Annotated in this window: 11 protein-coding genes and 1 tRNA gene; 7 read left to right on the top strand and 5 right to left on the bottom strand. The window is 52.5% G+C overall.

The features are described from left to right. Positions 1-9: 9 nt before the first annotated feature. The 5 genes from RB2501_RS13530 to RB2501_RS13555 form a co-directional block, all read right to left on the bottom strand. Positions 10-1,518 (bottom strand): efflux RND transporter periplasmic adaptor subunit, encoded by a 1,509-nt coding sequence (locus RB2501_RS13530; protein ID WP_041327275.1) that lies wholly within the window; start codon positions 1,516-1,518, stop codon positions 10-12. 18 nt (positions 1,519-1,536) lie between these two features. Beyond that, complete coding sequence (locus tag RB2501_RS13535; RefSeq protein WP_015755419.1) at positions 1,537-1,824, bottom strand: hypothetical protein; 288 nt, start codon at positions 1,822-1,824, stop codon at positions 1,537-1,539. A gap of 19 nt (positions 1,825-1,843) precedes the next feature. Then, positions 1,844-3,028, bottom strand: a complete 1,185-nt coding sequence (locus tag RB2501_RS13540; protein WP_041327872.1) for a TolC family protein — start codon at positions 3,026-3,028, stop codon at positions 1,844-1,846. A gap of 86 nt (positions 3,029-3,114) precedes the next feature. Further along, on the bottom strand, positions 3,115-3,534 hold the full coding sequence (locus tag RB2501_RS13545) for a hypothetical protein (protein WP_148214386.1): 420 nt from the start codon (positions 3,532-3,534) through the stop codon (positions 3,115-3,117). Between the two features lie 611 nt (positions 3,535-4,145). Further along, a tRNA-Pro gene (locus RB2501_RS13555) sits at positions 4,146-4,222 on the bottom strand. A gap of 233 nt (positions 4,223-4,455) precedes the next feature. Here RB2501_RS13555 and RB2501_RS13560 point away from each other — a divergent pair. The 7 genes from RB2501_RS13560 (at position 4,456) to RB2501_RS13590 (ending at position 12,068) form a co-directional block, all read left to right on the top strand. Next, positions 4,456-4,887 carry a hypothetical protein gene (locus RB2501_RS13560; RefSeq protein WP_015755423.1) on the top strand — a complete coding sequence of 144 codons (432 nt, stop codon included), beginning with the start codon at positions 4,456-4,458 and terminating at the stop codon, positions 4,885-4,887. Between the two features lie 178 nt (positions 4,888-5,065). Beyond that, positions 5,066-6,100 carry a sensor histidine kinase gene (locus RB2501_RS15890; protein WP_015755424.1) on the top strand — a complete coding sequence of 345 codons (1,035 nt, stop codon included), beginning with the start codon at positions 5,066-5,068 and terminating at the stop codon, positions 6,098-6,100. Beyond that, on the top strand, positions 6,097-6,954 hold the full coding sequence (locus tag RB2501_RS16300) for a LytR/AlgR family response regulator transcription factor (RefSeq protein WP_015755425.1): 858 nt from the start codon (positions 6,097-6,099) through the stop codon (positions 6,952-6,954). Before RB2501_RS15890 ends, RB2501_RS16300 begins: the two co-directional genes overlap by 4 nt. Before the next feature lie 232 nt (positions 6,955-7,186). After that, positions 7,187-8,620, top strand: a complete 1,434-nt coding sequence (locus tag RB2501_RS13575; protein ID WP_015755426.1) for an MraY family glycosyltransferase — start codon at positions 7,187-7,189, stop codon at positions 8,618-8,620. Positions 8,621-8,694: 74 nt separating this feature from the next. Then, on the top strand, positions 8,695-9,831 hold the full coding sequence (gene gmd, locus RB2501_RS13580; protein ID WP_015755427.1) for a GDP-mannose 4,6-dehydratase: 1,137 nt from the start codon (positions 8,695-8,697) through the stop codon (positions 9,829-9,831). 3 nt (positions 9,832-9,834) lie between these two features. Further along, positions 9,835-10,779 (top strand): GDP-L-fucose synthase family protein, encoded by a 945-nt coding sequence (locus RB2501_RS13585; protein ID WP_015755428.1) that lies wholly within the window; start codon positions 9,835-9,837, stop codon positions 10,777-10,779. 20 nt (positions 10,780-10,799) lie between these two features. Further along, positions 10,800-12,068: a lipopolysaccharide biosynthesis protein gene (locus tag RB2501_RS13590; protein ID WP_015755429.1), complete on the top strand. Its 1,269-nt coding sequence runs from the start codon at positions 10,800-10,802 to the stop codon at positions 12,066-12,068. The last annotated feature ends 13 nt before the right edge of the window (positions 12,069-12,081 follow it).

Genomic DNA, 12,081 nt, shown 5'->3' on the forward strand with positions numbered 1-12,081 from the left:
AACTATTATTTAATGAGCATGGCCATGGGCGGGGGCCTGCCCCGACATGGAAGCCATTTTCACCTGATAGGCCCCTTTGGTTACCACCACCTCCCCAGGTGCCAGGCCCTGGGTGATTTCCACCTCATTCCCGTTGCGCTTTCCTATTTGTACGTACCGCCTTTCAAAGGCTTCCCCGGAGCGCTGTACGATTACGGAATACTCCCCGTAATCTTCCAGCAAGGCTTGGGCAGGTACTACAGTAGACAGTCCGGGGTTGCCAAAGGCCACCTGTACTTCCGTAAAACTTCCCTCCGGCATTTCCACGCCCTCATTGACCTCGGCATATATGCGGATCAGGGGCTGGTCTGCCTCAACCTCCTTGCCAACAGACAGGATCTTGCCCCCTTTGGCGAGTAGGCTGGACCACGTGCCGGGTGCGGGCTGGTACCATATGTTCCGGATGGATTGGAGCTCCCGGGCATACCTCGGGCTTACCTGAACCTGCAGCATGCTGCTCTTATGGCTCGTAATCGTGAGCAAAGTGGCACCCTGGGCTACGTAGTCCCCATTGACTGATGCGATGGATTTTATATATCCGTCAAAGGGAGCTGCTACCTGGATGCCGTTTCCAGTGTATCCCTGACTCAGGGTTTCATAGTTCGCCTTTGCAACGAGGTAGTTTTGTTCCACCGCTTCAAACTCGGCCCTGGGAACGATGCGGGAGTTCAGCAAAGCTTTCTTGCGCTCATATTCCGACTCCATGCGATTTAACTCCGCCCGGGCCTTTTGAATCTCTGTTTCCAGGTTTTCCCTGGCAAATCCTGAACTGCTCAGGGTCATCAAGACCTGTCCTTTGCTGACCGGACTGCCCTCAGTGAGGGAAGACCGACTGAAATTTACGCGACCATTTGCCGGGGCCACCAGGGTTCGGTAATCGGATGGGGCCACCTGCCAGGTACCGGATGTCGGCAGGGTCTCATAAATTTCTTTTTCAGTTGCCGGGCGGGTCTGAAAATCCATCTTCCAGGCCTGTTCCTTCAGAAAGGAAATATCATTCCCTTCTTCCGGCTTGGGAAGGCTACCCGCGGCTTCAGCCAAACTTGCGAAAACCGGGATATCTTCGAGGGTGATCCGGTCTGAATAGTCTGGTGTATTGATATCAAATACCAGTTGAAAGCTGCCGGCTTCCCCGGGTTGAAGAGCCGGAGTAAAAATCCCTGGAGAATTGGGGCCATCCACCGTATGGCGGATGCCTTTATTCCCCCTGATAAGGCTCACGGTAACACTTCCCTCCCGCACGGGCCTGTGTCCCTGCAAAACCGTAAAATGCGCGGCAAAACGGCTGGTTTGCCCAACCACCAGGGCCGGGAACTCCACAAACAATTCCGTTTTTTCTGTCCAGACGGTAAATGCCATGGCCGGGGTTCCTTCCCCTTCATGTGAATGCTCCCCAGCCTCATCATGGCTGTGGCCCTGGTCTTCCGAAGACCGGCACCCCGCGGAAAGCAGGATCAACAATATGACTAGATAACGCATCGTTGCGCGGTATTAAAATTAGTGATCGTGATGAGTGGTTCCGTCCTCATGGGTATGGGTGGAGTCTTTATCCACTTTTACTGAATCCGCTTCCAGGGTGAAGGATTCCTGCTGGTGATGCTCCCCCTCATGTGAATGCGTTTCTTCGCCTTCATGGCTGTGGCCGTGGTCTGCAGCCTCCGCCTCATGGGAGTGCTCATGGGTTTCGGCACCGTGTTCGTGTCCATGTTCGCCTTCTGCATTTTTGCCTTTGCAGGAAAAGACAACTACAAGGGTCAGTGCTAAAATAATTTTAGATATTTTCATGATTTTGGTCTTAAAAGGGTTATAACTTGTGTTTTAATAATTCTGCTTGCTGTCGGAACAATTCATATTCCATCTTAATCATGGAATCGTATGCATCCCGGTAAAACTGTAATTCTCTGTAATAATCCATAAAGGAAATTTCGCCTAGCTGATAGGCCTCCATTAGCAGGGATTCGCTGTCCATACCCGAAAGGGTCGTTTGATATTCACGATACCGCGACAGCATCATCTGATATTCGTTGACCTGCTTTTCGAACCGGGTGCGCGCCTCCTGGGTTTTTCTGGTGGAATTCACCTCCTGAAATTCCAGGTGAGACCTGGCGGATTTTACCTTGTTACGGTTGCTCCATAACGGCAGGCTTATCCCTGCATACAGTCCGGAATAGATCGCTCCCGGCACCCCCTGCTGATTGTACCCGGCAGTCAGGTTGGGCAGGGATTTATTTCGGGATACTGCCAGGGCTTGCGCAGCAATAACTTCCTCCTGCCGGATCAGGACCAGATCGGCATCATGCACCAGCCTGTCCTGCCAAAGTACGTCCAGGTCTGCTATGTCAAGGGTTCCGCTAAATTCTGAACCTTCTATTTTCAGGGGGGTACCGCCGTTGAGGTTTTGGAGGAGAAGTCGGACATTCCGCCTTTCGTTTTCAAGCTGCTGTACCTTAAACTGATCCTGTAGCCAGGCCACTTTGGCTTTGTTGAGCTCCAGTATCCCATTCTGTTCGCGCCTGTAAAGTTCTTCAACCTGATCCATCACAGTACGGGCCTGCTCCAGGCGTTCTTGTTCGGTTGCGATGCGCTTGTTGAGATAGATCAATTCCAGGCCGTGCCCTTTGGCCCGTAACAGTATTTCCTGTCGTCTCGATAGATACTCGAGCTCCAATTGGGTTTCCTGTTCTTCGATCAGGGTACCCCTGGCGCCGTAGACAGTTGGAAACTCGATGGTTTGGCTTACCTGGAATTCCGTGTAATCGCCCGTGGAGTTATCTCCATTGGGAAGGTAAAAGAAGCCGAATTGCGGATCAGGCAAGTTATTTCCTGATTTTAATTCCAGTTTTCTGCCCTCCAGATATGAGGATATTGCCTGTAGTTCCCGGTTGTTCTGCTCAATCTGCTGTAAAATTCCGTCGATTTCCGGGGTTTGTGCAAAGACTCCGGAAAGGAACAGGCATCCGCAGATCGCGAATACAAAATGCTTTTGCATGGTATTGGCTTTGGTTGAATCAATGGATGCGACAGAATAGCGAAATCCAGGCATTCAGGCCTTGTCGCTTCCTGTCGTTGGTAGAATCAACACAATACCGGAGGAGCCCGGAGGGAAATGGATAGATAAATGGCTAGTTGACCACCGGAATCATCGTCAACAAAAAAAGGCTCCCTATCAAAATTCGTTAGGCAGGGGCGGAAATAAAACCCCTCTGTCAGGTTAAAGTAGTTGAGCGCTTGTGTTTTATTCCGGGTAACAACCTCAACCGTCCCCGGCATGTAGTCATGGGAATGGGAGCCGTCGGAATGGGCTTCAAGCAGGAACCCCAGCAGATCCCTGGAGGCCTCCTTCTCTGCAGGTTGTTCGCCATGGTGGTGATGGTCTCCATCGTGATGGTGGTGTCCGGACGGCACTTTTTCCGAAGTTGACGGGTCATGCCCGTGATGATGTTCATGGGCAAAGGCATTGTGCGCCATCATGAGCCCCATGATAAGCAGCATCATTCCCGCCTTTATTTGTTTGAACCTGTGCATCCGGAAACAAAAGTAATGATTTCGAGGGAAGAATAAGGACCTCCGATGGTTGAATCACAGATATCCTCCACTCAATACAAACTACAGCAGTGAAAGACCTGATAGTTAAAAGTCTGCGCTCAACAGGTAAATATGTATATCCCGGCAATTTAGTCGGTTCGATTTCACGGATTAAAAAGTCCATAGCCGGACTCTGGCCCGCACGGCTTAAAACCAAAAAGAGCACAAGGATTTCCTCGCTGCGCTCGGCAATCCGTTCCATCCATTCTTGCAAATAGAGGGCCGAGCGGTTACACAAGGTCCGGTGGACCTTGTGTAGCGAGGAGCCAGGTGGTGCGTGGGCGGGTCTGGCGCGTTCTTCCCTTTTTATTTTCCGACCCACTTTCGAAAGCGAGCTTTCGACGCAATTGGATTTCGCCGCCTTTCGGCGACGCAATCCATTTTATCCCTCGGTGCAAATAGAAAAACAAAGCGCCTATTCGGCGCTTTACGCTTTTTATTTTCCCCTTTGCCTACAAAAGCAAGCTTTTGACGCAAGGGAAAATAAAAAGCGGTTTGCTCTCGCAAACCGCTTTTCTGCTTGGTCGGGATGACAGGATTTGAACCTGCGACCCCTTCGTCCCGAACGAAGTACGCTACCGGACTGCGCTACATCCCGAAACCGGTGGGCAAAGATAAAACTTTTGATCGGTTGCAGCCAAATTGTTCACAAACATCTCTGGGCATCAGAACGGTTGGTCTTAAAGTGTGCCGGGAACTTCACCCACACATCCGGACGCTTCACCCCCGGATTGGGACGCTTCGGTTAGAAAAGCGTCCCGGGAGGCCCTACCCCGCCTTACATTTGTCCTGTAAATCATTGCAAACCCCATTATCAATACTATAGCAACCATGAAAATTTCAACAATTCTTTTAGGAGTCTCCCTGCTGGGAGGAACGTATATAAGCCAGGCCGCCGACAGCTGCTGCCACAAAGGCGACCACAGCGGAAGCACTGAACTGATCCGCGAGATGAACCGGGAGTTCGAAAGCCACCTCCGGGAGCAGGCCGCCGCGGTGCACCTGGACCCCACTTCCCTGGAAGTCCCCGAAACCGACCCGGTGATAGAATTCGACTTCGATACATCGGCCTATCTGCCGGTGGGCTTTGACCCCTACGCCGGGAAGATTGCCCACTATGAAGAACTGGATCGGCTGAACCTGTACACCGACGAAGAGGCCATCGACCTGGGCTTCGACACAGACGCCTACCTGCCGGCGGGTTTCAACCCCTTTGAAGGCATGGAATCCCCCGCAGGAGCACTGAGGACGGCGCGCAAATAATCAGATCAGTTGATTGATGAAGAGGCTTTCCGGCCTCGACAGACGGGCTTTCAAGCAAACTTGGGGGCCCGTTTTGTTTTTCGCCCAACCCCCCGGAAAACCCCTGCCCGAATATTCCGGAAAAACGCCCCCGCCCAAAATGTATTACATTTATCTATCAGCTAAGACGCGCCTTACCATGTCCAGAAAACCGGTCAAGCAAGCCACCCTGCTGCGGGTTTCCCTCCTGCTGGCGATCCTTGCATCCATCCCGCGCAATCTGTTCCTCTACAGCCTGATCAGCAGCGGACGGATGGACTCCTCGGGCATGTGGATCGTCGATATCCTTTTCCGCATCACCTTTATGGCCCTATTCGGCTGGTCCATCCTCCACCTGAATGCCAACCTGGCCTATACCCGGATCAACTGGCCGCCCTACCTCCGTTTTGGCGCCCTGATCCTCCTGGATATCGGCATGCTGATTGCCGCTATCCTCTTGTGGGAATACCTCCACGGGTTCCTGGACGAATCGGCCCTGACCCAGGAAGACTTCCAGTTCCTGCACTTCCGGTATGCCATCCTGCTGCTGGTCCTGTTTTTTATCGCCCGGATCCTGCGCCTGCAAACGGACCAACAGGAAAGCCTCATCGAAAACGAACGCCTTAAGCAGCAAAACCTGCAAAACGAACTCGCGGCCTTTAAGAACCAGGTAGACCCGCATTTCCTGTTCAACTCCCTGAATTCGCTTTCCTCCCTGGTCCGCGACAACGAACAGGCTTCCCAGTTTGTGCGGAAGCTCTCCCATATGTACCGGTATATCCTGCAGAGCGGGGATACCGACCTGGTATCGGTGGCCGACGAACTGAAATTCCTGGAGAGCTATACGTTTTTGATCCGTACCCGGTATCGCGACCGTTTTGAGATCGACATCCGCATCGACCCGGAATTAATGGAGGAATGCATTCCCCCCCTGGCCTTGCAGATCCTGGTTGAAAACGCGGTAAAGCACAATGAAATTTCCGAGAAAAACCCGCTGAAAGTGGAGATTTTCAACGAGGGGAAAACCCTGGTGGTCAGCAACAAGGTGCGGGAGAGGAGCTCCCTGCCGGACCGTACCGGCTATGGTCTCACCAATTTGCAAAAACGGTTCTCCCTTATCAAGAAAACAAAGGTTGCCATCCGGCGCACGGACGATGCCTTCCGGGTGGAACTCCCCTTAAAAGCTGCCTCGTGAAAGTAGTCATCGTAGAAGACGAATTGTCCGCCAGCGACAACCTCACCTACCTGCTCCGCGGCATCGACCCGGATATCGAAGTGCTGAAGGTCATCGATTCGGTAAAGGCGGCCGTGTCCTATTTTAAAACCCGGGACGACGCCGACCTGGTGTTTATGGACATCCACCTGGCAGACGGCCTGTCTTTTGAAATCTTCGAAAAAGTGCGGCTCACCATCCCGGTAATCTTTACCACCGCCTACAACCAGTACGCGCTGAAGGCCTTTAAGGTCAACAGCATTGACTACCTGCTCAAACCCATCGACCCGGACGACCTCCAGCAGGCCCTGCAGCAATACCACCTGCAAAAAGACGACGCCGGGCGACGCATTGATCCGGGTTCCGGGGAGCAGGCACCATCCGGGGAATCGGCACCATCCGGGGAACAGGCACCATCCGGGGAACAACGGGGGCAAGGGATCCGGCCCGAACAGGTATCCGGCCTGCTGGAGTTGCTCAACCAGGAAACGCGCGCCTACAAATCTACCTTCCTGCTGGCCCACCGCGACGAGCTCGTCCCGGTAAAAACCAACCAAATTGCCTATATCTACATCGATACGGGGGTGGTAAAGGCGATGACCTTTGATAAGCAGGCCTACGCCATGGACCAGAAACTCGAGGACGTGGAGGCTTCCCTGGACCCGAAACGATTCTTCCGGGCCAACCGGCAGTTCATCATCCAGCGCGACGCCATCAGCAACATCAAATACTACTTTAACGGCAAGCTCATCCTGCAGGTAAACCCGCCGTCCGCCGAGCGGATTGTGGTGAGCAAGGCCAAGGCGCCGGAGTTTAAGGAGTGGATGAATTCCTAGGGAATCCCGATACTGCCATCCCTTTGCGGACCTCTCAAAATCCATCGGGTTAAACCGCCAAATTGCGAGAAACAGCAATTCCTGTTGCGATATCCGCAAATCCTCCTGCTAACGTGCAGTTCGTCGATAAAATCGTGGATAACTATTTGAAAACTGGTAGCTTCAGGGTTCGGTTGGCTGCCGCATTTTGCGTAATCTAGCCTAAGTAATCAACCCTCGAGAACACCACCCCATGCTCCACAATCTTGGTTTGCTATCCGAGACCTATTTCCTTGTTCCCATAGTGGCGATCACCGCCTGGGCGATCAGCATCCGGATATTCCCCGTGATTATCTACGTGGTCCAAAAGAAAAATCTGATGGACGACCCGGGCGAAAGGAGTTCCCACAGCCAAAAAACTCCTACCCTGGGAGGCGTGGGCATGTTCCTGGCCTTCTGCATTACCCTGATGCTCTTCGGGATCTTCCTGGAATTCTCCAACGCAGACCTGATCAAGCTCATTTCGATTGTCGCCACTACCACCATCCTCCTGTTCCTGGGGATCAAGGACGACCTGATTGTACTGGCGCCCAAGAAAAAATTCATGGGCCAGATCTTCTCGGCCGGCATCGTGATCCTGCTCACGGACATCCGGATTACGGGTTTTGGCGGGATGCTGGGCGTCTGGGAGATGCCCTATTGGGTTTCTGTGCTTTTTTCCCTGTTTGTTTTTATCGTCATCATCAACGCCTTCAACCTCACCGACGGCATCGACGGCCTGGCCGGTTCCCTGGCCACGCTGGCAAGCCTGATTTTCGGGGTGTTTTTCCTGGTCAACGGAAACCTGCTGCTGGCGGTCACCTCCTTTGCGCTTATCGGGGCCATCCTGGGCTTCCTGGTTTTTAATTTCGCCAAGCGGGACAAACTCTTTATGGGGGATTCCGGCTCGCTCTTCTTGGGCTACCTCCTGGCCTACCAGGGGATGAGTTTTATCATGGTCAACCACGAGCCGTTTGCCGCATTTACAATGCCCCATGCGCCCACTGCCCTGCTCGCGGTCCTCTCCTACCCAATCATCGACAGCCTGCGCGTCTTTACAATCCGGCTGATAGAAAACCGCAGCCCGTTCAGCCCGGACCGGAACCACATCCACCACCGCTTTATTGCCCGGGGTTTCAGCCACATACAGGCCACTGCGGCCATCATCCTGAGCAATATCCTGCTGGTGGCCGCCATCTGGCTCATCAACGACTGGAACCCAACCCTGCAGTTGGTCATTGGCTTTGTCCTGGGTTCCCTGCTGTACAAATACCCCTTCCTGATCCCGGAAAGGCGTGAATCCGCCCCCGGGGTTGCGCCCATCCCGGTTAAGCGGCCCCAGGCAGCGGATGCCCGCCCCCTGCCGGTAACCGAGCCCGTTGCAGAACGCTACGCCTATTCGGAAACCAAAGAGCTGCAGCAAAAGCGCACCCACGTCTTTGCCGAGGCAAAACGCCGCTTTGTGGTGCACCGCACGCGGCAGGAACCGGAAAAGCCGGCAGATGAACACCCGGATTCCCGGGAACCCCAAGGGGAGTCCCGAGCTGGCGGCAAAGTCCCCGCCGCCGCCCACGAAAACGGGCAACCTGCCCCGGAGCGATCCGGATGGGCCAGGAGCCCGGATTACCCCCGCCGCAAAACCGAATGAGGCCAGCTGGCAAACCGAAACCGTATTGAGTTCCCCCAACCCAATCACTAGTTATTCGTTTAAAGCAAAGCCCGATGCGCATGGAACATGAAGAAAAGAAAAAAGTAGCTTTTATCACCGGGGTTACCGGCCAGGACGGGGCCTACCTCAGCGAATTCCTGCTCAATAAGGGGTATATTGTGCACGGGTTGAAGCGCCGGTCGTCCCTTTTTAACACGGAGCGCATCGACCACCTCTACCAGGACCCCCATGTGGAAAACCGGAATTTTATCCTCCACTACGGGGATATGACGGACAGTTCCAACCTCATCCGGCTCATCCAGAAAATCCAACCCGACGAAATCTACAACCTGGCCGCGATGAGCCATGTCCGCGTTTCTTTTGAGATCCCGGAATACACGGCCAATGCGGACGGCACGGGGACCCTGCGGATCCTGGAAGCCGTGCGGCTGTTGGGGCTGGAACATAAAACGCGTATCTACCAGGCCTCCACCTCGGAGCTCTATGGGAAGGTGCAGGAGGTGCCCCAGACGGAAACCACCCCGTTTTACCCGCGGAGCCCGTATGGAGTGGCCAAGCTGTACGCCTACTGGATTACAGTGAATTACCGGGAGGCCTACGGCATGTTTGCCTGTAACGGGATTTTGTTCAACCACGAATCGCCCATCCGGGGGGAGACTTTTGTTACCCGGAAGATCACGCGGGCCGTGGCGCGGATTGCCATGGGGCTGCAGGACACGCTCTACCTGGGCAACCTGGACGCGGAGCGGGACTGGGGGCACGCCCGGGACTACGTCCGGATGATGTGGATGATATTGCAGGCCGAAGCGCCCGAAGACTGGGTGATTGCCACCGGCAAGACCACCCGCGTTCGCGACCTGGTCCGGATGGCATTTGCGGAAATCGGGGTGGAACTCGAATTCGAAGGCCAGGGCGAAAACGAAACCGGGCGCGTGGCGTCTGCATCCCACCCGGATTACCAGGTGCCCATAGGCCAGGTAGTGGTGCGCATCGACCCGAAGTACTTCCGTCCCACCGAGGTAGACCTCCTGGTAGGCGATGCCTCGAAAGCCTATGAAAAACTGGGCTGGAAACCAACCTGCTCCCTGGAGGAAATGGTCCGGGAGATGATGGCCAGCGATTTGCTGCTGATGCAGAAAGACCGCCACCTGAACCACGGGGGCTATTCCACCCCAAATTATTACGAGTAGGCCGTGGAAAAAAGCGACAAAATATACATTGCCGGGCACCGCGGGATGGTGGGCTCCGCCGTCTGGCGCGCCCTGGAAGCCGCCGGTTATTCCAACCTGACAGGCCGCAGCAGCAGCGAGCTGGATTTGCGGGATGCGCGGGCCACCTCAGCGTTCATTGCCGACGAGCAGCCGGCAGCCATCGTGGACGCCGCGGCGCGTGTTGGGGGGATCCTGGCCAACAGCCGGAACCAGTACGAGTTCCTACTGGAAAACCTCCGGATACAAAACAACCTGATCCAGGCAGCTCATGAAGCCGGCGTACCAAAATTCGTCTTCCTGGGCAGTTCCTGCATCTACCCGAAAATGGCCGAACAGCCCATCCGGGAAGACGCCCTGCTCACCGGCCCCCTGGAACCTACCAACGAGGGGTACGCCCTGGCCAAGATTGCCGGGGTTCGGCTCATCCAGGCGCTTCGGGATCAGTACAACCGGGACTATGTAAGCCTGATGCCCACCAACCTGTACGGCCCCAACGATAATTTTGACCTGGAGACCTCCCACGTCCTGCCCGCGCTGATCCGCAAATTCCACGAGGCCAAACAAAACGACAACGCCCCGGTAACCCTCTGGGGCAGCGGCTCCCCCCGTCGGGAATTCCTGCACGTGGACGACCTGGCCCGGGCCGTGGTCCATGCCCTGGAGAACCCGCTACCGGACCACCTGTACAACGTGGGCACGGGCAGCGACATCACCATTAAAGAACTCGCACGTACCGTTCAGCGCATTGTGGGCCATACAGGCGAAATCCGTTGGGACACCTCCAAGCCGGACGGTACGCCACGCAAACTGCTGGATGTCTCCCATATCCATGCCCTGGGCTGGAAAGCCGAGATTGGGTTGGAAGACGGGATTAAACGGGCGTATGAGTGGTATTTGGAAAACAGTTCCTCGGTTAAACCCCAATAATTCCTTTTGATTCAATTCCGATGATCACATTTGGGGAAATTCACGAAAAGATAAATACACTCTTTAAGCAAAAGGACAGAAATTATGTCCTGGCATCTCAGATAATCAGCGCTATAATTGCCTTAATTAGTGGTAAGCTAATTGCCATTTATGTCTCTCCTGAAGACTTCGGAACATATGGAATTCAGTTTGCGACGTACACTTTTTTTACAACTCTTTTAATCCATCCAATAATACAATTCATTAAAACCAGTAATAATACTTTAATTCCGCGGATTGGCATAAAACCCTTCGTAATCACGATGGTCGTTTCGATCGGAATTTCTTATTTATTAATGGCTTCATTCCTCGCTTGGTACTACGGCACGCAACTCTGGCCACTTTTTATTCTTTTATTCTTTTTTATCCTGACAAGCAGCTTAAATAATGTCTTAAACGATCACCTGAATATTAGAAATCGACTAATTGACTTTTCCAAGCTTGCTCTTCTTCGGTCTATCTCTGCTCTTCTGTTTATCTCACTCTACTTTTATATAGGTTATAATTATTTGACTGATATATATGCCCTTTGGGCGATGCAATTATTCGGTGGAGTTTTGGGATTATTGTTTTTTGGCAGGAAGTATCATTTTTATTTAGGAGGTTTTCCAGTGAAGTACTCCTCCTTTTTTAAAAAATATATTCGCTATGCCTGGCCTTTAATTTTCTTGGCCCTTTGGACCTGGATCAGCAATTACTTTGACCGTTATGCCATTGAATATTTTCTTTCTACGGAGAAGGTGGGAATATATAGCGCTAGCTATGGAGTTGGGTCTAAAATTTTTCTCGTATTAAGCCCAATATTTATGATCATGGTAACGCCACAAGTATATGCTGTAGTTAAAAGGGACCAGAAAAAAAAGGTATTGGAACGCTATGGAAAAGTATATACGACTGTTGCTATCCCAATTTTAGTTGTGATTTACTTTACTAGAAATATCATCGGAAAACTATTACTTTCTGATCAATACAGTGATGGCTTTTTCCTTATTTTTTGGATAGCAATTGCGTTCTATCTTTTAACACTTTCTAAATTATACGAATTATATTTTTTTTCAGAAAAAAATACTCGGATAATCTTTTATGCAAACGGATTGTCTGCTCTTGTAAATTTATTATTGAATATAATACTACTAAAACCCTATGGCCTTTTTGGAGCGGCAATCGCATCTTGTATTGCCTTTATGGTTCATTTTGGAATTATTTTTATTAAAATAAAATCTGAAAACCTTCGACAAAACATTATTTAGAACCAATATCGCA

It is taken from the genome of Robiginitalea biformata HTCC2501, from assembly GCF_000024125.1.
Taxonomy (GTDB): Bacteria; Bacteroidota; Bacteroidia; order Flavobacteriales; family Flavobacteriaceae; genus Robiginitalea; species Robiginitalea biformata.

Coding starts and splice junctions, on each gene's coding strand:
- RB2501_RS13535 (WP_015755419.1), bottom strand. CDS start 1,824: ATGAAAATATCTAAAATTATTTTAGCACTGACCCTTGTAGTTGTCTTT.
- RB2501_RS13590 (WP_015755429.1), top strand. CDS start 10,800: ATGATCACATTTGGGGAAATTCACGAAAAGATAAATACACTCTTTAAG.
- RB2501_RS13575 (WP_015755426.1), top strand. CDS start 7,187: ATGCTCCACAATCTTGGTTTGCTATCCGAGACCTATTTCCTTGTTCCC.
- RB2501_RS13545 (WP_148214386.1), bottom strand. CDS start 3,534: ATGATGCTGCTTATCATGGGGCTCATGATGGCGCACAATGCCTTTGCC.
- RB2501_RS13560 (WP_015755423.1), top strand. CDS start 4,456: ATGAAAATTTCAACAATTCTTTTAGGAGTCTCCCTGCTGGGAGGAACG.
- RB2501_RS13540 (WP_041327872.1), bottom strand. CDS start 3,028: ATGCAAAAGCATTTTGTATTCGCGATCTGCGGATGCCTGTTCCTTTCC.
- RB2501_RS13530 (WP_041327275.1), bottom strand. CDS start 1,518: ATGCGTTATCTAGTCATATTGTTGATCCTGCTTTCCGCGGGGTGCCGG.
- gmd (WP_015755427.1), top strand. CDS start 8,695: ATGCGCATGGAACATGAAGAAAAGAAAAAAGTAGCTTTTATCACCGGG.
- RB2501_RS15890 (WP_015755424.1), top strand. CDS start 5,066: ATGTCCAGAAAACCGGTCAAGCAAGCCACCCTGCTGCGGGTTTCCCTC.